The 22,632-nt window shown below is 56.1% G+C and carries 25 protein-coding genes and 1 pseudogene; 15 read left to right on the top strand and 11 right to left on the bottom strand.

The genetic code is table 11. The features are described 5' to 3' along the window. The first annotated feature begins 251 nt into the window (after nucleotides 1–251). The 3 genes from ACR0NZ_RS18075 to ACR0NZ_RS18085 are packed head-to-tail and all read left to right on the top strand — an operon-like array spanning nucleotide 252 to nucleotide 2,839. Nucleotides 252–1,463 (top strand): M24 family metallopeptidase, encoded by a 1,212-nt coding sequence (locus ACR0NZ_RS18075; protein ID WP_480520844.1) that lies wholly within the window; start codon nucleotides 252–254, stop codon nucleotides 1,461–1,463. 3 nt (nucleotides 1,464–1,466) lie between these two features. Then, nucleotides 1,467–2,624, top strand: a complete 1,158-nt coding sequence (argE, locus tag ACR0NZ_RS18080) for an acetylornithine deacetylase (protein WP_480520846.1) — start codon at nucleotides 1,467–1,469, stop codon at nucleotides 2,622–2,624. 56 nt (nucleotides 2,625–2,680) lie between these two features. Beyond that, nucleotides 2,681–2,839: an EamA family transporter gene (locus ACR0NZ_RS18085; protein ID WP_480477623.1), complete on the top strand. Its 159-nt coding sequence runs from the start codon at nucleotides 2,681–2,683 to the stop codon at nucleotides 2,837–2,839. 107 nt (nucleotides 2,840–2,946) lie between these two features. On the opposite strand, the gene ACR0NZ_RS18090 is transcribed toward ACR0NZ_RS18085, so the two are convergent. The 9 genes from ACR0NZ_RS18090 to pcaQ all read right to left on the bottom strand — a co-directional run bounded on the left by ACR0NZ_RS18090 (nucleotide 2,947) and on the right by pcaQ (nucleotide 12,363). Beyond that, the gene (locus tag ACR0NZ_RS18090; RefSeq protein ID WP_480520848.1) at nucleotides 2,947–4,446 is read right to left on the bottom strand and encodes a mannitol dehydrogenase family protein; all 1,500 of its coding nucleotides are present in this window, start codon (nucleotides 4,444–4,446) and stop codon (nucleotides 2,947–2,949) included. Further along, nucleotides 4,446–5,219 (bottom strand): L-iditol 2-dehydrogenase, encoded by a 774-nt coding sequence (locus tag ACR0NZ_RS18095; protein WP_480520850.1) that lies wholly within the window; start codon nucleotides 5,217–5,219, stop codon nucleotides 4,446–4,448. Before ACR0NZ_RS18095 ends, ACR0NZ_RS18090 begins: the two co-directional genes overlap by 1 nt. Next, complete coding sequence (locus ACR0NZ_RS18100; protein WP_480520852.1) at nucleotides 5,216–6,220, bottom strand: ABC transporter ATP-binding protein; 1,005 nt, start codon at nucleotides 6,218–6,220, stop codon at nucleotides 5,216–5,218. The genes ACR0NZ_RS18095 and ACR0NZ_RS18100 overlap by 4 nt, the downstream gene beginning before the upstream one ends. A gap of 12 nt (nucleotides 6,221–6,232) precedes the next feature. Then, nucleotides 6,233–7,063 carry a carbohydrate ABC transporter permease gene (locus tag ACR0NZ_RS18105; RefSeq protein ID WP_480520854.1) on the bottom strand — a complete coding sequence of 277 codons (831 nt, stop codon included), beginning with the start codon at nucleotides 7,061–7,063 and terminating at the stop codon, nucleotides 6,233–6,235. Between the two features lie 12 nt (nucleotides 7,064–7,075). Next, nucleotides 7,076–7,942 (bottom strand): carbohydrate ABC transporter permease, encoded by an 867-nt coding sequence (locus ACR0NZ_RS18110; protein WP_480520856.1) that lies wholly within the window; start codon nucleotides 7,940–7,942, stop codon nucleotides 7,076–7,078. Nucleotides 7,943–8,048: 106 nt separating this feature from the next. Beyond that, nucleotides 8,049–9,353, bottom strand: a complete 1,305-nt coding sequence (locus ACR0NZ_RS18115) for an ABC transporter substrate-binding protein (RefSeq protein ID WP_480477635.1) — start codon at nucleotides 9,351–9,353, stop codon at nucleotides 8,049–8,051. A gap of 93 nt (nucleotides 9,354–9,446) precedes the next feature. After that, nucleotides 9,447–10,472, bottom strand: coding sequence for a LacI family DNA-binding transcriptional regulator (locus ACR0NZ_RS18120; RefSeq protein WP_480520858.1), 1,026 nt, complete (start codon nucleotides 10,470–10,472; stop codon nucleotides 9,447–9,449). Nucleotides 10,473–10,669: 197 nt separating this feature from the next. Further along, complete coding sequence (locus tag ACR0NZ_RS18125; RefSeq protein WP_480520860.1) at nucleotides 10,670–11,377, bottom strand: class II aldolase/adducin family protein; 708 nt, start codon at nucleotides 11,375–11,377, stop codon at nucleotides 10,670–10,672. 44 nt (nucleotides 11,378–11,421) lie between these two features. Continuing rightward, complete coding sequence (gene pcaQ, locus ACR0NZ_RS18130) at nucleotides 11,422–12,363, bottom strand: pca operon transcription factor PcaQ (protein WP_480520862.1); 942 nt, start codon at nucleotides 12,361–12,363, stop codon at nucleotides 11,422–11,424. Between the two features lie 97 nt (nucleotides 12,364–12,460). Between pcaQ and pobA the strand changes: the two genes are divergently transcribed. The 7 genes from pobA to ACR0NZ_RS18165 all read left to right on the top strand — a co-directional run bounded on the left by pobA (nucleotide 12,461) and on the right by ACR0NZ_RS18165 (nucleotide 18,187). Further along, nucleotides 12,461–13,630, top strand: a complete 1,170-nt coding sequence (pobA, locus tag ACR0NZ_RS18135) for a 4-hydroxybenzoate 3-monooxygenase (protein ID WP_480520864.1) — start codon at nucleotides 12,461–12,463, stop codon at nucleotides 13,628–13,630. Next, a complete protein-coding gene (gene pcaD / locus ACR0NZ_RS18140) occupies nucleotides 13,630–14,418 on the top strand; it encodes a 3-oxoadipate enol-lactonase (protein ID WP_480484631.1) in 789 nt (262 codons plus the stop codon). The genes pobA and pcaD overlap by 1 nt, the downstream gene beginning before the upstream one ends. Continuing rightward, entirely contained in the window at nucleotides 14,411–14,788 is a 378-nt protein-coding gene (gene pcaC / locus ACR0NZ_RS18145) for a 4-carboxymuconolactone decarboxylase (protein ID WP_480477645.1), read from the top strand. Before pcaD ends, pcaC begins: the two co-directional genes overlap by 8 nt. Before the next feature lie 52 nt (nucleotides 14,789–14,840). Then, the gene (gene pcaH, locus ACR0NZ_RS18150; protein WP_480484630.1) at nucleotides 14,841–15,569 is read left to right on the top strand and encodes a protocatechuate 3,4-dioxygenase subunit beta; all 729 of its coding nucleotides are present in this window, start codon (nucleotides 14,841–14,843) and stop codon (nucleotides 15,567–15,569) included. 2 nt (nucleotides 15,570–15,571) lie between these two features. Next, the gene (gene pcaG, locus ACR0NZ_RS18155; RefSeq protein WP_480484629.1) at nucleotides 15,572–16,189 is read left to right on the top strand and encodes a protocatechuate 3,4-dioxygenase subunit alpha; all 618 of its coding nucleotides are present in this window, start codon (nucleotides 15,572–15,574) and stop codon (nucleotides 16,187–16,189) included. Between the two features lie 48 nt (nucleotides 16,190–16,237). Beyond that, nucleotides 16,238–17,059 (top strand): 3-oxoadipate:acetyl-CoA acetyltransferase, encoded by an 822-nt coding sequence (locus ACR0NZ_RS18160; RefSeq protein WP_480520866.1) that lies wholly within the window; start codon nucleotides 16,238–16,240, stop codon nucleotides 17,057–17,059. A 66-nt stretch (nucleotides 17,060–17,125) separates the two neighbouring features. Then, on the top strand, nucleotides 17,126–18,187 hold the full coding sequence (locus ACR0NZ_RS18165; protein WP_480520868.1) for a 3-carboxy-cis,cis-muconate cycloisomerase: 1,062 nt from the start codon (nucleotides 17,126–17,128) through the stop codon (nucleotides 18,185–18,187). 190 nt (nucleotides 18,188–18,377) lie between these two features. Here the strand turns inward: ACR0NZ_RS18165 and ACR0NZ_RS18170 are convergent, their stop codons facing one another. Then, entirely contained in the window at nucleotides 18,378–19,094 is a 717-nt protein-coding gene (locus ACR0NZ_RS18170) for a substrate-binding domain-containing protein (protein WP_480520870.1), read from the bottom strand. A gap of 33 nt (nucleotides 19,095–19,127) precedes the next feature. Further along, nucleotides 19,128–19,274, bottom strand: a pseudogene (locus ACR0NZ_RS18175) (LysR family transcriptional regulator); the annotation flags it as partial. Nucleotides 19,275–19,834: 560 nt separating this feature from the next. On the opposite strand from ACR0NZ_RS18175, the gene ACR0NZ_RS18180 reads away from it, so the two are divergent. Genes ACR0NZ_RS18180 through ACR0NZ_RS18200 form a run of 5 tightly spaced genes read left to right on the top strand, consistent with a single transcriptional unit; the run spans nucleotide 19,835 to nucleotide 22,541 of the window. Beyond that, complete coding sequence (locus ACR0NZ_RS18180) at nucleotides 19,835–20,401, top strand: ABC transporter substrate-binding protein (RefSeq protein ID WP_480520872.1); 567 nt, start codon at nucleotides 19,835–19,837, stop codon at nucleotides 20,399–20,401. Nucleotides 20,402–20,458: 57 nt separating this feature from the next. After that, nucleotides 20,459–20,716, top strand: coding sequence for an ABC transporter permease subunit (locus ACR0NZ_RS18185; protein WP_480520875.1), 258 nt, complete (start codon nucleotides 20,459–20,461; stop codon nucleotides 20,714–20,716). A gap of 12 nt (nucleotides 20,717–20,728) precedes the next feature. Then, entirely contained in the window at nucleotides 20,729–21,160 is a 432-nt protein-coding gene (locus ACR0NZ_RS18190; protein WP_480520877.1) for an amino acid ABC transporter permease, read from the top strand. Continuing rightward, nucleotides 21,160–21,813, top strand: coding sequence for an amino acid ABC transporter permease (locus ACR0NZ_RS18195; RefSeq protein ID WP_480520879.1), 654 nt, complete (start codon nucleotides 21,160–21,162; stop codon nucleotides 21,811–21,813). The genes ACR0NZ_RS18190 and ACR0NZ_RS18195 overlap by 1 nt, the downstream gene beginning before the upstream one ends. Then, nucleotides 21,810–22,541, top strand: coding sequence for an amino acid ABC transporter ATP-binding protein (locus tag ACR0NZ_RS18200; protein ID WP_480520881.1), 732 nt, complete (start codon nucleotides 21,810–21,812; stop codon nucleotides 22,539–22,541). The genes ACR0NZ_RS18195 and ACR0NZ_RS18200 overlap by 4 nt, the downstream gene beginning before the upstream one ends. Nucleotides 22,542–22,632 lie beyond the last annotated feature (91 nt).

Consider the following 22,632-nt stretch of genomic DNA (forward strand, 5'->3'; position numbering starts at 1 on the left):
AGAGCTATTCGTGACCCTCGGTGACTCATGGCTTTTGGCGCGGTTCCGGATGCGCGCTATCCGCTGAACTGGGACCTTCGCGTGCATCCAGCGCTCCATTCTACGGCGTCCTTCGATGCTGAGTGCGGCTACTTTGTTCCCATACCGGGATCGCCCCATCAGATAATCCATTGGTTTCTAAAAGGAGTCGCGGTTCAGGTATCGCTCACAAGTTCATTTGTGTACAAATTGGTAAGATTGCGCTCAAGTACATGTCAGATTCAGCCTCCGAGGATGCCATGCCAATTGAACACGCCCCTTTCAGCCAAGCGGAATATGACCGCAGGATCGCCAAGACCCGAAGCGCTATGGAAAAAGCGGGGCTAGAGCTACTGTTTGTCACCGACCCTTCGAACCAGGCTTGGCTGACTGGCTATGATGGTTGGTCCTTTTATGTGCATCAGGGCGTATTGCTCGGCATGGAAGGTGAGCCGATTTGGTGGGGACGCCAGATGGATGCATTGGGTGGGTTGCGCACTTGCTGGATGTCCAAGGACAACATTCGCGGCTATGCAGACCACTACGTCCAATCAACCATACGCCATCCCATGCAGGATCTGGCGGGCCACATTCGCGCGCTCGGGCTGGGTACAACCCGCATCGGCGTTGAGATGGAGAACTATTACTATTCCGCAAAGGCACACGAGGTTTTGGGCACGGAATTGCCCGAAGCGACGCTGGTGGATGCGACGGCACTGGTAAACTGGCAGCGTCTAATCAAGTCGGAAGAAGAAATTGTCTTTATTCGCAAGGCGGCCCGGATTTCGGAAAAAGTAATCCAAACGGCCATTGATCGCGCTGCAGTGGGAGTGCGCAAGAACGACCTTGTCGCAGATATCTTTCATGCCGGGATTACCGGGGTTGAGGATGATTGGGGGGATTACCCAGCCATTGTCCCTTTGACACCCTCAGGGCTGGATGCCACAGCCGCGCACCTGACATGGAATGGCGCACCGATGAAGAAGGGTGAAGCAACATTTTTCGAACTGTCAGGCTGCTATCGGCGCTACCACGCTCCGCTTTGCCGCACGGTTTATCTTGGCACTCCGCCGCCGGAAATGCGGGACGCGGAACACGCACAGATCGAAGGGATAGCTGCGGGTCTAGAGGCTGCCCGGGCTGGCAATCGGACCAGCGACATTGCAAACGCTTTTCTTAAGGTTCTTGCCCGTCACGGAATCGAACGGGAGGGGCGCATGGGATACCCTATCGGTTTGAGCTATCCGCCAGATTGGGGCGAACGGACAGCGTCGATCCGCGCCGAAGACGAGACCATTCTGCAACCGGGCATGGTTTTCCATTTCATGCCTGCGTTGTGGATGGACAGCTGGGGCCTTGAGACCACGGAAACCATTCTTATCACTGAAAACGGCCCCGCCGAAGCCCTATGCAATATCGAGCGAAAGCTCTTTGTGAAAGACTAAGCCTTGAGCACCCTCGAAGACGCCAAGACCCTGCTGGGCGAACTGATCAGCTTCCCCACGGTTTCGTCAGACAGTAACCTGGACATGATCAAGCACCTCGCGGACCGGTTGAGCGATTGCGGTGCAGAGGTGGAAATATGGCATGACGAAACCGGCACCAAAGCCAATCTTTTTGCCTCATTGGGCCCCAAGCGCGACGGTGGTATCGTCCTATCAGGCCATTCCGATGTGGTGCCTGTTACGGATCAGGACTGGTCCTCGGACCCATTCGTGATGGAGGAGCGGGACGGCAAGTGGTTTGGTCGCGGCACCTGCGATATGAAAGGGTTTATCGCGGCGGCAGTCGTCATGGCCCCGTATTACGCAAAGCTGGATCTTCAGCGCCCATTGCATTTCGCCTTTACATATGATGAAGAAATCGGCTGTTTTGGCGCGCAGGCTTTGGCCAAGACCCTGCGGAAGAAAGCGATCAAACCCGCTGTGGTCATCATTGGCGAGCCCACCTCGATGCGCATCATCGAGGGCCATAAGGGCTGCTATGAATATACAGCGCATTTTACCGGGTTCGAAGGCCATGGCTCGGCCCCCGAGCGCGGTGTAAACGCCGTCGAATACGCGGTGCAATACGTCTCGAAACTGTTGACGCTGAAGGCTGATTTGCAAGGGAGAGCACCGGCAAACAGCCCGTTCGACCCACCATGGACGACAATAAATACCGGTACGTTGGTGGGCGGGGTGGCCCATAATGTGATCCCCGGTAAGGCGCGGGTCGATTGGGAGATGCGACCAGTGCAAAAGGCGGATGCGGATTACGTCAAAGACGAACTGCACCGGTTTTGCGCGCAAACCCTGATCCCGGCAATGCAGGCTATTCACCCCGATGCTGGTATCAAGACCGAAATTATCGGTGAGGTCGACGGGCTAGAACCAATGGACGACAACGAGGCGCGTGACCTTGTGATGGAACTGACAGGGGCAAACGGAGCCGACGTTGTACCCTTCGGTACCGAGGCCGGGATATTCCAGCAGTTGGGGATGAACGTCGTTGTTTGCGGTCCCGGATCAATCGATCAGGCGCATAAACCGGATGAATACGTCTCGGTCGAACAGATGGCCCAGTGCCTTGATATGCTTCGGCGGTTATCTTCGAAGCTGGAGTAGATGATGACCTTGGTCCGCGCGGTATCGATATTCTGGTTGGGTGCACCGGTCTGTTCGTGCTGTTCTGGGCGGGTGGCTACAGTTTTGCCAAGATGGGGCTGCCCTATGTGGAACCGATGACCATGCTTGCGATCCGTTATGGTCTGGCTGTTCTGTGTCTTCTGCCGCTGCTGGCGGTGTTCCGCCCTGCCCTGCCGCGTGATCACTCGAAATGACCCGGTACCGGCTAGCACAGTGCAATACTCATTCTTTTTTGTCGTGATATTTCCCATCACCATGACCAGCGAAACGATAGAAACCACCTGAACCGAGATCACAACCGTCAGGAAAGCGCATTCACATAGCTTTTGATCGTCGACCGGCATCCGTGCTGCCAGATCCGTGGCAACCAGCGTGTGAAGGATTCTGCAAACTGGGCTTCACGGCCAGTACTTCCGTACAGGTTTGCTACCTCAAGCCACTTTTCGGGCCGTCCCCTGGCGGCAAGGGCCGCACTCTGCAAATCGCTCCAGATGGGATCATTGGGCGCAATCTCTGATCCATCCTCACGCAGACCGGCGCACATCCGGCACCAGAAAGCTTCAACCAGTGCCAGCCCAGTGACAGATGTACCCGAGGCCAGAGCATCGCGAATGGACGGAAGCAGGAAACCGGGGTGGCGCGCAGACCCATCAAAGGCCACGCGTCGCGTGGTATCGTGAATAGCCGTATTCGAAAATCTGCGTTTAACCAGATCCAGATACTGTTCCGGTGTCATCCCAGGAACCGCACTGGCATGAGGAAGAATTTCTTCGGTCTGGACTTTCAGGAAGAATGCCGAAATTTCCCGGTCGTTCATGCAGTCCGAGATTGTGGGGATGTTCAGAACCTCGCCCACATTCGCCAGAATCTGGTGCCCGCCGTTCAGAATGCGCAGTTTCAGTGTTTCATATGCGTGTACGTCCTTGGTGATCGTAACGCCGACATTCTCCAACATTGGCCGCCCGGCGCAGAAATCATCCTCAATCACCCATTGGCGGAAATTCTCGTGTGACACCGGAACGCAGTCTTCAATTCCTAGGGCTCGAGCCTGCGACCGAACTTGATCAGAGGTGGCGGGAACAATGCAATCCACCATTGAATTCGGAAACGCCCCGTTCTGATCGATCCAATCCGCAAGATCAGGGTCCGTCCGGCGCGCCAGTTCAACAACACAGTTGCGCAAGATAGTACCGTTGCCCTGAAGGTTGTCACAACTTAATGCCGTAAAGGGCAGATGCCCGGCGGCACGGCGATTGCCAAGTGCCGCCACAATGGCACCAAAGACCGTGCGAGGCTGTTGCGGGTTTTGCACGTCGTGTCGAATATCATCGTGATCCACGCCGAAAACACCCGACTTGGCATCCAGAAAATAGCCACCTTCCGTTACGGTAAGGGACACGATCCGAATGGCGGGATCGGACATTTTCCGGATCAGAGGCGCATTTTCGGGTTCAATGGGCAGATAGTCCATCAACGGACCGATGACTTCGGCCGAAACACCGGACGGGTCAAGCTCGATCAAAGTTGTCAGACAGTCCTGCCCAATCAGCTTTTCGCGCATGTCCGCGTCATAAGCCCGAACGCCGGCCCCGATGATCGCCCAGTCCAGGGCCTGCCCTTTTTGCATCAGCCTGTGGATGTACCACGCCTGATGCGCACGGTGAAAATTCCCAAGCCCAATATGAACAATTCCAGGGGTCAGGTCTTCACGCCGGTATCCGGGTATTTTGACATCCGCAGGAAGCGATCCGAGGCGTTCGAGGCACAGCTCTACCGGTGTTATGTCCGCCAAAGGGGTCATCAGCTCATCCAGTTTCCGCCATCGACATTGTAAGTCTGGGCCACGATGTATTCCGCTTCATCAGACGCCAAAAACACCGCCATCCCGGTTAAATCCTCGGCCCGTCCCATACGGCCGAACGGTACCGCTGATGCAACTTCGCGCTTCTTCTGCCCCGGTTTTTTATTTTCGTACTTCGCAAAGAAGGCGTCGACGCCGTCCCAATGCTCTCCATCAACAACACCGGGTGAGATCGCATTCACATTTATCCCGTGAGCGATCAGATTGAGCCCCGCTGACTGCGTCAAAGATATTACGGCAGCCTTGCTGGCGCAGTAAACGGCGACCAAAGGTTCGCCACGCCGACCAGCCTGTGAGGCCAGATTTATGATCCGGCCTTTGACATTGGCGTCGATCATGTGCCGCGCAACGGTCTGCATTGTAAACAAGGTGCCCGAAACATTGATATCAAAAACGCGCTGGTAATCGGAGCGGTCGATTTCGATGATTGGCGCTGCTGAGAAAACGGCAGCATTGTTGATCAGAATGTCAATCTGGCCGAACTGATCCACTGCGCGCGCAACAGCAATGTCGATGCTGTCCTGATCAACAACATTCATTTCGACCGCCATTGCAGCGTCACCGATTTCCGAGGCTGCGGATTGCGCCCGCGCGAAATCTATGTCGGCAATGGCCACACGCGCACCTTCGGCGACGTAAGCTTTTGCGAAGGCCAGCCCGATTCCACGCGCAGCACCAGTGATAAGCGCGGTTTTTCCGTCCAGTCGCTTCATTCGATCCGCAGCCCTTGCGCGTCAAAACGATGAAGCACGTCGGCACGTGGTGTCAGGTAGATGCGGTCGCCATGCCTAAATCCAACCTCTCCGTCTGCTCGCACCGTGATTGTTTCCGCCAGACCGGTTTCATGTATGTGGAAAAACGTATCTGATCCAAGATGCTCGGACACGCCTACAACACCGCTCCAGGTTCCGTCGCTCTCGGACACAGCAATATGTTCGGGGCGGATGCCGATTGTATGTGCGCCGTGTTTTGCAGCTTCTTCGCCTTCGATAAAGTTCATCCTGGGCGAACCGATGAACCCGGCGACAAAAAGGTTTCGTGGCGTACGATACAGGTCCAGCGGGCTTCCGACCTGCTCGATCACACCAGCCTGAAGCACGACGATCTTGTCGGCCATCGTCATTGCTTCAACCTGATCATGGGTCACATAGATCATGGTGGTCGCCAGCCGTTCGTGCAACTCGCTGATCTCCAACCGCATGCCAACGCGCAGTGCAGCGTCCAGGTTGGACAGCGGCTCATCGAACAAGAACGCTGCGGGTTCACGGACAATGGCACGCCCGATAGCAACGCGCTGACGCTGGCCACCGGACAGCTGGCCGGGGCGGCGATCCAGATAGTCGGTCAGGTTCAGAACCTGCGCGGCCCCTTCCACACGTTTGTCGATTTCGGCCTGATCCAGTTTTGCCATGCGCAAGGGAAAGGCGATGTTCTTGCGAACGGACATGTGCGGATACAAGGCATAGGACTGGAACACCATCGCCAGACCGCGTTTTGCGGGTGGTACGTTTGTCGCGTCGGCCCCGTCAATGTCGATGGAACCTGACGTGATGTCCTCCAACCCCGCAATCAGACGCAGCAAAGTGGACTTGCCGCAACCCGATGGCCCGACGAACACCGTGAACTCTCCGTCTTCGATGGTCAGATCCAGTGGCGGGATAACCTGTACGTCGCCAAAGCTTTTGGTCACGGACCTGAGTTGAATACGTCCCATGATAAGTTTTCCTTATTTCACAGCGCCAAAAGTCAGGCCGCGGACAAGTTGTTTCTGGCTAAACCAGCCAAGGATCAGGATCGGTGCAATCGCCATTGTCGAAGCCGCGCTGAGCTTGGCAAAGAACAGGCCCTCGGGGCTGGAATAGCTGGCGATAAATGCGGTCAGCGGGGCCGCGTCAACGGCTGTCAGGTTGAGGGTCCAGAACGCCTCGTTCCAGGCAAGAATGAAGTTCAGCAAAACAGTCGAAGCGATGCCCGGAACAGCCATGGGTGTCAGGATGTGCAGGATTTCCTCTTTCAGTGTCGCCCCGTCCATCCGTGCGGCTTCAAGGATTTCACCGGGAATTTCACGGAAGTAGGTGTAGAGCATCCAGACGATGATCGGCAAGTTGATCAGCATCAACACGACGACCAATCCACCTCGTGTATCAAGCAGCCCCAGACGGATGAACAGCAGGTAGATCGGGTAAAGGACACCGACTGCCGGCAACATCTTGGTAGAGAGCATCCAAAGCAGAATGTCCTTTGTACGTTTCGAAGGAACAAACGCCATTGCCCATGCTGCCGGTACGGCAATGATCACACCCAACAGGGTTGACCCACCTGCAATGATGACCGAGTTCCAAAGGAAACGCATGTAATTCGAGCGTTCCTGTACGACAGCATAGTTCTCAAGCGTCCAGTCAAAGTTCAGGAACAGTGGCGGGCTCGCAATGGCCTGCGCTTCGGTTTTGAAGCTGGTCAGGATCGTCCAGAGGATCGGGAAAAAGATCAGCAGACCGACGGCCCAAGCCAGGGCTGTGTTCACCGACTTGCGTTGGATTGTGACGGTGCGGGCCATGGTTTTATCTCCTCACGCGTCCAGGTTCTTGCCGACAATGCGCATCAGGAAGACCGCAACGATATTGGCGAGAATGATTGCATAGACACCTCCGGCTGATCCGAGACCGATATTCTGGCTTTCCAAAACGCGCTGGAAGATCAGGTAGGTGAGTGTACGGGTGCCGAACGCGCCACCTGTGGTGACGAAAATCTCGGCAAAGATCGAAAGCAGAAAGATTGTCTGGATCAGGATTACGATTGTGATTGCACGGCTAAGGTGCGGCAGAATGATGTGGTGGAACCGCTTGAGCGGCGGAGCGCCGTCCATTTCAGCAGCTTCCAGTTGCTCACTGTCCAGCGACTGGATTGCGGTCAAAAGGATCAGTGTCGCAAATGGCAGCCATTGCCACGACACGATCATGACAATTGAGGTCATTGAAGCTTCGGACAACCACGAGACCGGTTCAGCCCCAAAAAAGCGCCACAGATGGGCCAGCAACCCGTTGACCGGGTCCATGAACATGTTTTTCCAGACCAGAGCCGAAACGGTCGGCATAACGAAGAATGGCGCAATGACAAGGATGCGCACCACCCCCTGGCCCCACATCGGTTGATCTAAAAGCATCGCCAGCAGGATGCCCAGAATGACCGTAATCGCCAACACGCCGAGAACAATGACAAGCGTTGCCTGAACGGCGGGCCAGAACGAACTGGACGAAACAAATCGGATATAGTTGTCGAAACCCACCCATCCGAGATCACCGCCCCGCAGGGGAAGATACTTCTTGAAGGAAAAATACAGGGTCATCGTCAGTGGCACGAGCATCCAGCCAAGCAGCAGCACCACTGCGGGTGTCATCATCAGGCGTGCAACTGATCTGGAATGTTGAGTTGCCATTGCGCAAGACCTCTCTGTTCAGGCGTAAGACAGCCTGCGAGAAAAACACGAATTGTGGAAGTGGGAGCAGGGGACAGAAGATTTGCCCCCTGCTGGGAAGGTTGCCTCAGTACCCTGCGGCTTCCATCTCTTCTGCTGTGAAGGCCTGCGCTTTGGCAAGCGCCTCATCCACTGTTTGCTGCCCGGCATAAACGGCCGAGAATTCCTGACTAACCTGTGTGGCAATCCCTGCAAATTCCGGAATGGCCACGAACTGGACACCGGTATAGGGCGTCGGCTGCACACAGCAATTCTGCGGGTCAGCCTTCAGGATCGATTCCAGAGTCATTTTTGCGAATGGGACCGCCTTGTAGTTGTCATTCTCATAAAGCGAGGTCCGCGCGCCCGGAGGCACATTGGCCCACCCTTCGTTTTCAGCCACCAGCTCGATGTAGTCTTTCGAGGTTGCCCATTCTATGAACTGCTTGGCCGCATCTTCCCGCTGAGTTCCCGCCGGGATCGCCAGCGCCCAAGCCCAAAGCCAATTGGCGTGCTTGTCGACGCCTTCCGAATTTGGTGCAAGTGCGAAGCCAACTTTGTCAGCTACGGTTGAGTCTTCCGGATTTGTCACAAAAGACGCGGCAACGGTGGCGTCAATCCACATGCCGCACTTTCCTTGCTGGAACAAAGACAGGTTCTCGTTGAAACCGTTAGTGGCATAGCCAGCCGGGCCGGATTCACTCATCATGTCGACGAAGAACGTCAGCGCCTCTTTCCACTCAGGCTGATCGAACTGGGGCTTCCAGTTTTCATCAAACCAGCGCGCACCGAAGGAATTGCCGGTTACAGTGATAAAGGCACCACCTTCACCCCAGCCCGCCTTACCGCGCAGGCAGATGCCGTTGATGTCGTTGTCGCGATCAGTCATGGCAGCCGCAGCTTCACGGATGAATTGCCATGTTGGTGCTTCTGGCATTTCCAGACCGGCCTTTTCCATCAGGTCGGTGCGGTACATGATCATCGAGCTTTCGCCATAAAAAGGCGCAGCATAAAGCGTGCCATCATGGCTCAACCCGCCTGCCATCGCAGGCAGCAGATCACCAACATCATATTCATCGGACAAACCGTCCAGCGGTACCAGCCAGCCGTTCGCACCCCAGATCGGGGTTTCGTACATGCCGATGGTCATGATGTCGAACTGACCGCCTTTGGTGGTGATGTCGGTCGTGACGCGCTGACGCAAAACGTTTTCTTCCAACGTCACCCATTCGACATCAATGCCTGTCGCATTGGTGAAGTTGTCTGTGTAGCCCTGCATCCGGATCATGTCACCATTGTTGACGGTCGCGATCGTGATGGTTTCCGCTTGGGCTGCTGCCGTAACGACGAAAGTCAACGCAGTCGCCGCACGAAGTGCGTTCTTCAAATACATCCCTGTCCTCCCTGAGCTTGGATGCTGTACAGAGACCCTAGTTTATAAATTGTCGCGGCGTCAATATAAACTTTACGCGCGTTAACTTTTAGTTCATGCAGATTCCCTCAAGACAAGCCGTGCCGGAAACAGAGTTTCCGTCCGATCGTCAAATTTTCCCCCGCTTTCAATGAGTTCAAACAAGGTATCCACACTGCGCCCAGCCACGTTGTCATAATCATGCGCAGCTGTTGTCAGCGATGGACAAGTAAATCTTGCAAAGGGGTGGTCGTCATTTGATGCGACGCGGAGTGAGCAATCTTCCTTTCGCCCAACCCGAATCCCCTGCTCATAACAGGCTGCCAGAAATCCGATCGCAAGGCGGTCATTGCTGCACAAAACCGAGTTCGTCCTGAGAGCGCCTTTCTCCAACACTCTCAAAGCACCTTGATGCCCAATCTCTTCAAACGCCCAGCCTTCGCCATCAATTTTAATGACATGGGGCTCGAACCCCAGACGTTCCATAACCTCTATATATGCCTTGCGTCGCTTGTTGGCGTTAGGATTTGCTGGTGTGCGCATTTCAAAGAAAGACGGAGGTTCACCCGTCCGGGTCATGTATTCCACGGTTTGGGACACAAAACTGAAATTGTCCGACCCTATAAAGGCTGCACCCAAACCTTCGAGGTTGCTGTCAAACAGAACCGTTGGCACCTCGGCGCAAAATTTCTCGATGTGAGCGCGATCCGACCCGCGACCCAAAGGGGCAAAAAGTACTCCGGCCGGCTTGAGCGACCGCAGGCTGTCGAGTATTTCGTTCTCGAGTTCCTGCTCACCGTGCGAGCTGAATAGAGATGGACGATACCCGGCGGCAATACAGCTCTGCTCAAGGTATCTGGCCATCTCGGCAAAAAACGGATCGGCTAGATAGGGAACAACGATGCCGATATTCTTGGTCAGCTTTCGATTCTGGTTCACCGCATAGATATTCGGACGGTAATCGAACTTTTCCAAAGCTTCTTCGATACGCGCCCGCGTAGAGGAACGAACGCTTTCCGGGTCGTGAAAATATTTGGAAACCGTTGGCCGAGAAATCCCGCTGAGGGCCGCAAACTCCTCCATATTTCTTATTTTTGCCATACCTACCCGCTTACGGAATTCTTTTGCTTTGTCCTTACATTTTCTTTACGCGCGGCAATAAATCAATAGGCTGCCGTATCCGCGCGAATGGTAAGACGCGTGACGCCAACGCCGAACAGCCGAAAACCTCCTGATCAAGTCGCGGCGTTTTGGACTTGAGCCCAATATATCGACCCCCAGCGCAACCACCTTGGTCGTCAGGTCTGTTCAGGCTCATTTTGCTTCCCGGCAGAACCTTCTGCGACGTCCTTGTAGTCGTCATGAATGCCGTAAGAAGCGAAACCGGATAGCGTTTCAGAAATCTGTTCATCGGTCAGGATTACCGGACCGAGGGCCAAGGAAAGGTAATATTGCCGGGCAATGGTTTCCAGCTCAACCGCGCGCCACATGGCCTTGTCCAGGTCCTCACCCATGGCAATGGACCCATGATTGCCAAGCAAACAGGCGGTTCGGTCTTGCAGCGCTTCGATCGCCAGCTCCGACAGCTCGGGCGTTCCAAAGCGCGCATAGGGTGCGCAGCGAACATTAGTACCACCGAAGGCCGCGACCATGTAATGCGCTGCCGGGATCTCTTTGTGTGCAATCGCCAGCGCCGTGCAATAGGTCGGATGTGCATGGACAACAGCGCCCATATCGGGGCGGGTCTTGAGGATGTCGAAGTGGAACCGCCATTCGGTCGAAGGTTTGAGCGGGCCATCCCAACTCCCATAGTCTCCATCAAATGGCATTGAGACGATCATCTCGGGGGTCAGCTTGTCATATGGCGTCGCCGAAGGTGTGATCAGCATCCGGTTCTCGTATCGGGCCGAGATATTGCCGGATGTTCCCTGGCTAAGACCACTGGAATTCAGAAAAAGGCATTTCTCGATAATCGCCTCACGGATTCTGCGTTCCTTGTCATCCATCTTGTGCTCCTGTCCTCGCGCCACCCCGGCAGAATGGACCAGCCTTAGTTATCAGAGGTCGCACCATCAGGCGACAAGCCCAACCTCGCAATTGCATTGTCCAAAGCCAACCCGAAAACCTGCGCCTGAGGTGACAGAACCTGGTCAGGCCGACGCATCAGCCCAACGGGCCCGCGTGTGATCGACGTATCAAACGGCAGCGCTACAAGGTGGCCATCGCTGATTTCATTGGCGACCACCCCTGCCGAGATAATCCAGATCGCATCGGTCTGTCGGGTATACACCCGTCCGAAAGCACCCGAGACAGTTTCCAGACGATCTTCGATTTCACCAATCCCATGCGCGATCATGAGGCGATCCACCAAGGGCCGGATTGCCGATCCTTCAGGTGGATAAAGCACTTGCCACTCGGTAATCCGCCTGAGATCGGGGGCTTTCAGCAGCGGGTGATCCGCGTGCACGACGAAGACGACCTTCTCCTCGTAAAGCTGGGTAAAGGAAATGCCCTGCATGGTTTCAGGGCGACCCAAACGCCCGATAACAAGCTCCAGGTCGCCCAGACGAAGACGCTCCATCAAATGGCCATGTGGACCGTCGAAAACGCTCAGTCGGGCATTGCCCGCAAGTTCGGAAAACTCGGTGGCAACGGCTGGCATCAAACGGGCCGCAACCGAAGGCAGCACCCCGACCCGAAGACTGGCCCTGCCGCGCGCTTCGATCTGCTCCACACCAGAAAAGCCCTGCTGCAAAGCGGCCAGCGACATTTCGGCGAAATGCAGAAACACTTCGCCCTGCCGCGTCAGAGAAACACCGGACCGGTTACGGGACAACAGCACAGTGCCCAGAATATCCTCAAGCTCCTTAAGCGTCTTGGATATCGCCGGTTGCGTGAGAAACAGCTTCTCTGCCGCAACTTTCAGGCTTTTCTCGCGACATATCTCAATAAAACATTGAATATGCCTAACTTTGATGCGGCGATCTATCATTACTTTCCAATTATAGCAACTAAGTCCAAGTAGAACTCATTTTACATATCGAGAAATGACGTTCAATTATTAGACACGCGAAATCAGGAGAGCCAACATGCGCGTTCAGGTCGCGATCATCGGCGGTGGACCTTCAGGTCTTTTGCTCAGCCAGTTGTTGCACCGCAACGGCATAGACACCATCGTGTTAGAGCGCAAAACCAGGGAATATGTTCTGGGTCGCATTCGCGCTGGCATTCTGGAAACCGGTTTTGTGGAGCTGATGCGCGAAGCCGGTGTAGCAGATCGGATGGACAAGGAGTGTTTTGTCCATGACGGCACAGTGATCTCGTATGGCGATATCGAATTCGGCATCAACTTTAAAGAGCTGACGGGCAAACATGTGGTTGTTTACGGACAAACGGAAGTAACCCGCGACCTGTATGATGTACGCGATGCGATGGGCGGCAAGATTGCTTTTAACGTCGATGATCTTCAGATTCATGGGGCTGACAGCGATGCACCTTATGTGACGTATCAAGCGGATGGGACCGGACACCGGATTGATTGCGATTTTGTCGCCGGGTGCGACGGGTTTCATGGGGTGTCGCGTCAAACCATCCCGCTGACCGTGCGCCGGGAATATGAAAAGGTCTATCCGTTTGGCTGGCTGGGCGTTTTGTCCGAAACTCCCCCGGTCCATGACGAACTGATCTATGCCGGGTCGGAACGCGGTTTTGCGCTTTGTTCCATGCGCAATGAGAACCTCAGCCGTTACTACATTCAATGCTCGCTGTCTGACAGTGCCGATGACTGGACTGATCAAGCCTTCTGGCAGGAGCTGAAACGCAGGATTCCCGCGCAATATGCTGAGACACTGATCACCGGGCCATCTGTCGAAAAATCAATTGCGGCGCTGCGGTCTTTCGTGACTGAACCAATGCGCTGGGGCCGTTTGTTCCTGTGTGGTGATGCCGCGCATATCGTGCCCCCCACCGGGGCCAAGGGGCTTAACACGGCGGCAAGCGACATCCACTATCTGCACAACGCCCTGCTGCAATTCTATAAAGACCACGACAGCGAAGGCATCGACCGCTATTCCGAAAAAGCGTTGGCCCGAATTTGGAAAGCCGAGCGGTTCAGTTGGTCCACGACCAACCTGTTGCACCGTTTTCCGGAACAGAACGGCTTTGACCTGAAAATGCAGAAGGCTGACATTGATTTCCTGCGCGAAAACAAAGAGGCCCAATCGGTGTTTGCACAAAACTACGTCGGGCTGCCCTACTGATGCAGATTGCGGCGCTGGATAACATTCACCTGCATTGGCGTGAGGATGGCGATCCAGATGGCACGCCTGTGGTGTTTGCCAACTCGCTGGGAACTGACCTGCGCCTTTGGGACAAAGTTTTGCCCTTACTGCCCAAGGGGCTGCGCCTGATCCGGTTCGATCTGCGTGGTCACGGCCTGTCGGAATGCCCTCAGGCGCTTTACAGCTTGGCTGAGCTGACAGATGACGCCGAGGCGTTGCTTGACCATATCGGGGTTCGCGACACGGTGTTTGTCGGCCTGTCGATTGGCGGCATGATCGGTCAGGCGCTGGCTTCGCGCCGACCAGACCTGATCCGCGCCCTTGTTCTTTCCAACACCGCCACGAAAATGGGGACGCCCCAGATGTGGCGTGACCGGATGGGCGCAATCCGATCGTCCGGCATCGAGCCTGTGGCTGACGCAATTCTGGACCGTTGGTTTGCAGCGGGTTTCAGGGCAACCGATAACGTGCTGCTTTGGCGCAACATGCTGGTGCGTACCCCTGTTTCTGGGTACCTGGGATGCTGCAACGCGATTTCAAATGTTGATCTTGAATCCATGACCTGGGCGCTGCGATTGCCAGTTCTGGCCATCGCCGGATCAGATGACCGCGCCTGCCCGCCCGAACTGGTCCGGCAGACCTGTGCTATGATCCCCGGGGCGCGCTATGCCGAAATACCCAACACCGGGCACCTGCCATGCGTGGAAGCCCCCGCCACCTATGCTGAACACTTGTCCGCCTTCCTGATGGAGAACCGCAATGAGTGACAAATACGCGTCCGGTATGCGAGTGCGGCGCAGAATTCTGGGCGATGCCCATGTGGATCGTGCCGAAGCCGCCAAATCTGATCTGGACGGTCCATTTCAGACGCTTATCACCGAAGGCGCGTGGGGCACTGTCTGGGCTTCGGACGGGATCAGCGACCGTGAGAGATCCATGCTGACGCTGGCTTTGCTGGCTGCGTTGGGCAATTTCGAAGAAATCCCGATGCATATCCGCGCCACAGCCCGTACCGGCGCCAGCAAGCAGGATGTACTTGAAGCGTTTCAGCACGTCGCAATTTACGCGGGCGTACCGCGCGCCAATCAGGCCCTCAGGCTGGCAAAACAAACGTATGACGAAATGGAACAGGACTGAATGGGAAACGCGCAGAAACCCCAGTCAGAGAAAAAGGAAGTGTGATCCGACAATGTTGAAACAAGGTGAATTCTACCAGCGTGACCGCGAGTGGCACCCACCTGCACTGACGCCCGACTACAAGACCAGCGTGACCCGTTCACCGCAATATTCGCTGATCTCGCTGCAAAACTCGATCAGTGAGGTCACCGGCCCGGTTTTTGGCCACAACGATGTTGATCCTCTGGATAAGGACCTGATCTCGAACTATGCGCAGCCCGGTGAAAGCCCGATTGGCGAGCGAATTATTCTGCACGGCAGGGTGCTGGATGAAAACGGACGTCCGGTGCCAAACACGTTGGTGGAAATCTGGCAGGCGAATGCGGGTGGGCGCTATCGCCACAAGAAGGATACCTATCTGGCACCGATCGATCCCAATTTCGGTGGTTGTGGCCGCACCCTGACAGATGAAAACGGGTATTATTTCTTCCGCACCGTAAAACCCGGTGCCTACCCCTGGCGCAATTGGGTGAACAGCTGGCGTCCCGCCCATATCCACATGTCGATATTCGGAACAGGTTTTGCGCAACGCCTGATCACACAATGTTATTTCGAAGGTGACCCGCTGATTGACAGGTGCCCGATCGTGAAAACTATTCCTGACGCCGATGCGATCAGCCGCCTGATTTCGCGGCTCGATATGAATTCGACGATCCCACTGGATACCATCGCCTATAAATTTGACGTGGTCTTGCGCGGTCGGCGCTCGACCCTGTTTGAAAACCGTCTGGAGGGGAACTGAAGATGCAACAGCTGAATTATCTGAAGGAAACCCCCTCGCAAACAGCCGGGCCTTACGTCCATATCGGTCTGGCGCCTGGGGCTGCCGGATTTGAGATCTACAGGCAGGAACTGGGCTGGGATATAGCCGGACCAAATGCCGAAGGTGAGCGTATTCGGGTCGAAGGACTGGTCGTGGACGGGGCAGGATCGCCCATCAAGGATGTTTTGCTCGAGGCCTGGCAGGCAAATGCCAGGGGCGTCTATGCCCATCCTGAGGGCGGCGGCGATGTCGAAGACGGCTTTCGCGGCTGGGGACGCGTCATCACCAATTTTGAAACCGGCGAATGGGCGTTCGACACTGTCAAACCCGGCCCGACACCGGGACGAAACGTGGGCCAGCAAGCGCCTCACATAAACCTTTGGGTTGTAGCCCGGGGCATCAATGTCGGTCTGAATACGCGTATCTATTTCGAGGACGAGGAAGAGGCCAACAGCAAGGACCCGGTCCTTAATCTCATCGAATGGGAACGCCGCCGCGCAACGCTGCTGGCCAGACGCACCAATCGGGACGGTCAAGTTGTCTATCGCTTCGATATCAAGATACAAGGCGAAGATGAGACCGTCTTTTTTGATATCTGACTACTTGGTGCTGCCTTGCCAAGGCCGCACTCATTTCAGGAAGTCACCATGACCAAACCCTGCATCATCTGCGTGGCTATCACCGGTTCCCTGCCCACCAAGAAGAACAACCCAGCGGTGCCGATCTCGGTTGCGGAACAGGTCGAAAGCACGCAAGAGGCGTTCGAGGCCGGGGCCAGCATTGTCCACGCCCATGTTCGCAACGATGATCAGACGCCCAGCAGCGACCCCGACAAATTCGCTCTCCTGAAAGAGGGTTTGCAAAAACACTGTCCCGGAATGATCATCCAGTTTTCCACTGGTGGGCGGTCAGGCGCCGGTCAGGCCAGAGGCGGAATGCTGCCCCTGGCCCCTGACATGGCGTCGCTGTCTGTCGGGTCGAACAACTTTCCCACCCGGGTGTACGAAAATCCACCCGACCTGGTGGACTGGCTGTCAGCCGAAATGCAAAAATACAAAGTCACACCCGAGATCGAGGCGTTTGACCTGTCCCACATCCTGCAAGCGATCAGATTGCACAAGGAAGGCAAGCTGTATGGCAAGCTGTATGTTCAATTTGTCATGGGTGTCAAAAACGCGATGCCGGTCGACAGGGCCGTGTTCGACTTTTACGTGAAATCCATGCAGGATCGCGCACCGGATGCCGAATGGTGTGCCGCCGGGATCGGTCCAAACCAGATTGTGGTAAATGAATGGGCCGTTGCTGCGGGCGGGCACACGCGGACAGGTTTGGAAGACAATGTCCGGCTGAACCGCAACACGCTTGCGCCTTCGAATGCTGCGCTGGTCAATCGCGTGACCGAGTTATGCGCAAAGCACGAACGTCCGGTCGCCACCTGGCAACAGGCCCGCGAGATTTTGGCTCTTTGAGCACAGGGAGGAATGGCGCCATGACGATTGATATCCGCCCGCTTCAATTCAAAGGCCACATATAGGATGGAACATCTTTCCACTCATCCCTGGCTCAGCGGACTGTTTGAGGACCCGCAGACCTCAGAGATGCTGGGCGCAGAGACTCAGCTAAGACACATGCTGTCCGTCGAGGCCGCATATTCTGAGGCTTTGGCGGCGGTCGGCAAGGTACCACCAGAGGTGGCGGATACCGCGGCTAAACTTATCCGACAACACCGTCCCGACATGCAGGCGCTGCGCGACGGGACGTCATTGGATGGCGTGGTGGTGCCCTCGCTGGTGCGGTCACTCAAAGCGGCATTGCCTGATCATTGCCACGTCGCGCTGCATAAGGGGATGACGTCGCAGGATGTTGTCGACAACGCTCTGGTTCTGTCAATCAAAGACATTCTGGAGGTGTTTTCGGCCCGTCTTTCAGACCTGATAGATGCGCTTGTGGCGCTGGAGCAGGCATATGGCGAACACGTGATGATGGGGCGAACCCGAATGCAGGCGGCATTGCAGATTTCGGTTGCCACGCGCCTGCGAAACTGGCGGTTGCCATTGGCCGATCACCAGAAACGCCTGACCGAATTGCAGCCCAGATTGCTTGTGCTGCAACTTGGCGGCGCCGTTGGCGACCGCGTTGGGATGCTCGGATCCGGACAGTCAATCGCAGATCATATGGCCGACAGGCTTGGCCTGGCCAGCTGCAATGCAAACTGGCATACCCGCCGGGACAATCTTGCAGAACTTGCCTCATGGCTTTCATTGATAACCGGATCGCTGGGGAAGATTGGTCAGGACGTGTCGCTCATGGCCCAGCAAGGGGTGGACGAGGTTTCGCTGACAGGTGGCGGCGGATCTTCGGCGATGCCTCACAAGCGCAACCCGGTCCGTGCGGAACTGCTGGTCGCACTGGCTCGTTTCAACGCAACCCAACTGTCGGGCATGCATCAGGCGCTGGTGCACGAGCAGGAACGTTCTGGCGTTGCCTGGACGCTAGAATGGATGATCCTGCCCCATATGATCCTGGCAACGGGGCAGGCCCTGATCAGCTGTGGTACGTTAGTGCAACAGATCGAACGGATAGGCATCGTGGAGTGACTGCACTGGCCTCTGAGCCCGACGTTACTCAGGCGGTGCGTCGACTTGGCGTCACCGGTTTTGCCGCAGTAACTTATATATGTCAGCATCAGTGGAGCTGGCGTCTTGACTACACTGACAGTTGGGCGAACTGCTGAAACGGACGGATTTCGACAAGGCCGCCGAAACCGCCGACGGCAACGAACAGGCGTCAGGCCTGCCGCGACAAGATTGCCGATATTTCGGCAGAGATCGCCTCAACCACTTTTTCGTGCTGGGAAAAGCTGCGCGTCTTGAGCCGCATCATGCTCAGGTCGATCAAGGCGGTCGGAAAGCCGAGATCGGAAAGCTCGACCAGCGTTCCATTCGCCAACTGGTCTTCGATGGAACTTCGTGGCAGCCATCCGACACCCAGCCCGTGCTCAATGCACTTGGCGATCGTCTGGGTCAGGCCCGAAACGATCTTTAACGAGACCCTTTGCGGAATTTGCGGCAACAGCACCGAGCGGGTGAGATCACCCATAAAGACGTTGGATGGATAGCAGATGATCGGCAACGCCTCGTCCCGCTCGCTACGCGCCTGAAACTCCTGCAACTTCCCCGCGGCTGCCACGGGAACGAACCCGTCCTTGCCGACAAGTGCGCGATGCACGAGATCCTTTGGCGGGTTTAGCCTGCGGGTTTCAGCCTCGTAGGAGAAGGCGACCATGACCTCTTCGGTCATCAGCATCTGAAAGCAGGTTTCCTGATTGGCCGACCGCAGCCGCAAGTCGTGAGATGCCAGCGCGTCACCGAACGCAGCAAGCGCCCGAGGCAGGATATTGGCCGAGATCGAATGCAATGCAGCGATCGGCAATGGTTCAGCGGACGTGATCGCAAAAGCGTCGGAAAGCCGGTTGAGGCCGACGAGTGCTGCTTCAAGCTCCACCTGTAGGGACCTGAGCTGATAGGTCGGGCCAGAAGGTCGTCGCGACCGGTCCACCAGTTCAGTGTCAAACAGATGCTCAAGGGCCTGAAGTCGCCTGGAATAGGCGGATTGCGAAGAATTGCGGCTATGCGCGGCAAGCGAAACGCTTTCGGCGCGGATCAGCGCGAGCAGATCGAGTATTGAGTCTTTGTCCTTGGCGACACATTAGCATGCAGCTTCTGCATATAAACTTGCCCAATTAGCGATATAAATTTCAGATAGCGCATGTATTGAGTAATTATAATGCAAGTCCGTCGGGGTGGTGCGCGGTATTCGGCGTGATGAATGGGGCTAGGGTGCAGCCCCGGCGGATCAAAGATGGTCGCGGAAACTGCACCATATGAAAGCTATAGCCAAATAGAGACAGACTTATGGGAGGAGACGAAAATGAAGCACATGCTTGCATAAGTGACCGTCACAGCGATACTTGCACTTGCGGGTCCGGCCTTTGCCGATGCCGGCGACAGCCCGGTATTGCAGCGCATTCAGGAACGCGGCGTAGTCAGTATCGGCCACAGGGAAACCTAGATCCCTTTCTCCTGTATCGGCCCTGTTAATAAGCCGATCGGTTATTCGATCGACCTGTGCCTGAAGATTGTCGATGCGATCAAGGCGGAGCTTGGCGTAGACAATCTGGAGGTCCACTATGTGCCGGTCACCGGCCAGACCTGCATCTCACTGATGCCAATGGCACGATCGACATGGAATGCGATTCCACCACCAACAACCTGACCCGCCAGTTGCAGGTGGAATATCCGCCCACGACCTTCCTCACCGGCACCAAGATTGCCTCTAAAACCGGGTCGGGCATCACCGAGATCGAGGATCAGGAAGGAAAGGTCATTGGCCTGTCTACGGGCACGACCAACGAAAAGGCGATCAAGGCCATCATCGAAGAAAAGGGCCTGAACGTCGAGATCGTACCGGTCAAAGATCACAGCCAGGGCTGGCTGGCGCTGGAAACGGACCGCATCGACGCCTATGGCTCGGACGATGTTCCGCTCTATGGCCTGATCTCAAAGGCGTCCGATCCGACTGGCTATCAGGTCACCGGGCGGTACCTGTCCTTCGATCCCTATGCCCTGATGGTGCAGCGCAACGACTCCACGTTCGAACGTCTTGGACGTACGGTCACGGCCGGTCTGATGCGCTCTGGTGAGATCAAGGAGATTTACGCCAATTGGTTCGAGCCGGGCCCGACAAACATCGACATGCCGCTTTCCGATACACTGGCGACCGCGTTCGAAATTCAGGCACTGCCAGAATAAACAACAAAAGAAGGGGCGGGTACATCCGCCCCTCCCCAGCTGCGGCAGGGGGATGACATGAACTATAATTGGGACTGGGGCATTCTGTTCCGCGAGCCCTATTTCGGCTGGACCATAGTTATCTCGCTTCTGGCTAGGACAATCGCTTTTTCGGTGGGCTCAGCGCTCGGTGTCTTCCGCACCTCATCCAGCCCGGTCCTCAGGGCCGTTGGCACCACCTATGTAGAGATCTTCCGCAATGTTCCGCTGCTGGTACAGCTGTTCCTGTGGTACTTCGTTTTCCCCGAAGTCCTGCCGGATGACTGGTCGCGTTAGGTCAAGCGCGACATGCCCTTCCCGGCACTGACCACCGCCATTGTCGCTATCGGCCTTTATACCGCCTCGCGTGTCTACGAACAGGTCCGTTCGGGAATCGAGGCCGTGGGCCGTGGCCAGCGCCAGGCAGGCCGCGCCATCGGCATGACCGAGGTGCAGGTTCATCGATATATTCTTCTGCCCAATGCCTACCGCATCATCATCCCGCCGCTGACAAGCGAGTTTTTGACGATCTTCAAGAATTCCTCGCTAGCGCTGACCATCGGTGTCGTCGAACTGACGGCGATGACACGACAGATCGAGGAATATACGTTCCAGGGGTTTGAAGCCTTCACCGCAGCAACTGTGGTCTACAGCCTTGTCACCTTCACGGTGATGGCGGTTATGCGGCGGGTCGACAGGATGACCGCCCTGCCCGGCACCTTCGCAAAAGGGGCTGCGTAATGACACTCGATTTCTCCGTCATTCCCGTCAATGGCGAACTGTTGTGGGACGGCATGAAAATGACCTTTCTACTGACGGGCCTCGCAGTGGCAGGGGGTATCGTCCTTGGCACGGTCCTTGCCCTTCTGCGCATCGCAAAGGTACCGGTTCTGGGGCAGTTTGCTGCGGCCTATGTCAACTTCTTCCGCTCGCTGCCGCTGATCCTCGTGATCTTCTGGCTCTTCTTCCTTATGCCGCTTATCGTCGGGCGACCTGTCGGCGCCTTCTCCTCGGTTCTCGTGGCATTTATCCTGTTTGAGGCCGCCTATTATTCCGAGATCATCCGGGCCGGCATCAACTTTGTCCGCCCTGGACAACTGGCCGCCGCGCGCGCCATCGGCCTCACCTACAGCCAGTCGATGCGCTATATCGTGCTGCCTCGGGCCTTCCGGGCGATGACTCCGATCCTGCTGAGACAGGCGATCATCCTCTTTCAGGACACATCGCTCGTCTATGTCGTCGGCCTAAGCGATTTCCTTGTCAGTGCCGAGATCGTTGCAAACCGTGACCAGAAGCTGGTGGAAATGTTCCTCTTCGTCGCTGCGGTCTACTTCACCCTCTGTTTCCTCGCCTCCATGGGCGTCCGGTATCTGCAAAAAAGGCTTGCCACATGATCGAGATGAAGAATGTCAACAAATGGTACGGCAAGACCTTTCAGGTTCTGAAGAACTGTACCCTCAGCGTCGCCAAAGGTGAGGTGATCGTGGTCTGCGGCCCTTCTGGTTCGGGCAAGTCCACGCTGATCAAAACGGTGAACGGGCTTGAGCCGATCAATGATGGCGAGATCACCGTCGCGGGCACCTCGATCACCGCGAAATCGACAAATCTCGACAAGATGCGCTCCAAGATCGGTATGGTCTTTCAGAATTTTGAGCTGTTTCCCCATATGAACGTGACCGAGAACATCAAGATCGGCCAGATCAAGGTGCTGGGGCGCGATCCGAAAGAGGCGGAGGAAAAGGCGCTCGCACTTCTTGAGCGCGTGGGCCTGACGGAACATGCGCAGAAATACCCCTCTCAGTTGTCCGGCGGCCAGCAGCAGCGGGTGGCGATTGCCCGCGGCCTTGCGATGGAGCCGATGGCAATGCTCTTTGACGAACCAACATCGGCGCTCGACCCAGAGATGATCAACGAGGTTCTGGACGTCATGGTGGAACTGGCCAAGGAAGGCATGACGATGATGGTCGTCACGCATGAGATGGGGTTTGCCAAGAAGGTGGCCGACCGCGTGGTCTTTATGGACCATGGCGAAATCGTCGAAGACGTGCCCTCGGCCGAGTTTTTTGGTTCCCCGCGAAGCCCGCGTGCTCAGGATTTCCTTTCCAAGATTCTCAGCCACTGAAGCAGATCCGGATGTCTACAGCTGGCCAATTTATCTTCTAATCCGGACCTAGATGCCCGAAAACACGCGCGGCGGAGCGACGTACGCCGCG

The sequence above is a fragment of the Ruegeria sp. AE3 genome, assembly GCF_056542225.1.

Excerpts from the sequence above, each read along its gene's own strand:
- ACR0NZ_RS18075 (WP_480520844.1), top strand. The coding sequence starts at position 252 with ATGTCAGATTCAGCCTCCGAGGATGCCATGCCAATTGAACACGCCCCT.
- pcaH (WP_480484630.1), top strand. The coding sequence starts at position 14,841 with ATGTTGAAACAAGGTGAATTCTACCAGCGTGACCGCGAGTGGCACCCA.
- pcaD (WP_480484631.1), top strand. The coding sequence starts at position 13,630 with ATGCAGATTGCGGCGCTGGATAACATTCACCTGCATTGGCGTGAGGAT.
- ACR0NZ_RS18110 (WP_480520856.1), bottom strand. The coding sequence starts at position 7,942 with ATGGCAACTCAACATTCCAGATCAGTTGCACGCCTGATGATGACACCC.
- pcaQ (WP_480520862.1), bottom strand. The coding sequence starts at position 12,363 with ATGATAGATCGCCGCATCAAAGTTAGGCATATTCAATGTTTTATTGAG.
- ACR0NZ_RS18185 (WP_480520875.1), top strand. The coding sequence starts at position 20,459 with ATGAACTATAATTGGGACTGGGGCATTCTGTTCCGCGAGCCCTATTTC.
- ACR0NZ_RS18090 (WP_480520848.1), bottom strand. The coding sequence starts at position 4,446 with ATGACCCCTTTGGCGGACATAACACCGGTAGAGCTGTGCCTCGAACGC.
- ACR0NZ_RS18160 (WP_480520866.1), top strand. The coding sequence starts at position 16,238 with ATGACCAAACCCTGCATCATCTGCGTGGCTATCACCGGTTCCCTGCCC.
- ACR0NZ_RS18125 (WP_480520860.1), bottom strand. The coding sequence starts at position 11,377 with ATGGATGACAAGGAACGCAGAATCCGTGAGGCGATTATCGAGAAATGC.
- ACR0NZ_RS18120 (WP_480520858.1), bottom strand. The coding sequence starts at position 10,472 with ATGGCAAAAATAAGAAATATGGAGGAGTTTGCGGCCCTCAGCGGGATT.
- ACR0NZ_RS18180 (WP_480520872.1), top strand. The coding sequence starts at position 19,835 with ATGGAATGCGATTCCACCACCAACAACCTGACCCGCCAGTTGCAGGTG.
- ACR0NZ_RS18115 (WP_480477635.1), bottom strand. The coding sequence starts at position 9,353 with ATGTATTTGAAGAACGCACTTCGTGCGGCGACTGCGTTGACTTTCGTC.
- pcaG (WP_480484629.1), top strand. The coding sequence starts at position 15,572 with ATGCAACAGCTGAATTATCTGAAGGAAACCCCCTCGCAAACAGCCGGG.
- ACR0NZ_RS18105 (WP_480520854.1), bottom strand. The coding sequence starts at position 7,063 with ATGGCCCGCACCGTCACAATCCAACGCAAGTCGGTGAACACAGCCCTG.
- ACR0NZ_RS18100 (WP_480520852.1), bottom strand. The coding sequence starts at position 6,220 with ATGGGACGTATTCAACTCAGGTCCGTGACCAAAAGCTTTGGCGACGTA.
- ACR0NZ_RS18095 (WP_480520850.1), bottom strand. The coding sequence starts at position 5,219 with ATGAAGCGACTGGACGGAAAAACCGCGCTTATCACTGGTGCTGCGCGT.
- ACR0NZ_RS18165 (WP_480520868.1), top strand. The coding sequence starts at position 17,126 with ATGGAACATCTTTCCACTCATCCCTGGCTCAGCGGACTGTTTGAGGAC.
- ACR0NZ_RS18190 (WP_480520877.1), top strand. The coding sequence starts at position 20,729 with ATGCCCTTCCCGGCACTGACCACCGCCATTGTCGCTATCGGCCTTTAT.
- pobA (WP_480520864.1), top strand. The coding sequence starts at position 12,461 with ATGCGCGTTCAGGTCGCGATCATCGGCGGTGGACCTTCAGGTCTTTTG.
- pcaC (WP_480477645.1), top strand. The coding sequence starts at position 14,411 with ATGAGTGACAAATACGCGTCCGGTATGCGAGTGCGGCGCAGAATTCTG.
- ACR0NZ_RS18195 (WP_480520879.1), top strand. The coding sequence starts at position 21,160 with ATGACACTCGATTTCTCCGTCATTCCCGTCAATGGCGAACTGTTGTGG.
- ACR0NZ_RS18200 (WP_480520881.1), top strand. The coding sequence starts at position 21,810 with ATGATCGAGATGAAGAATGTCAACAAATGGTACGGCAAGACCTTTCAG.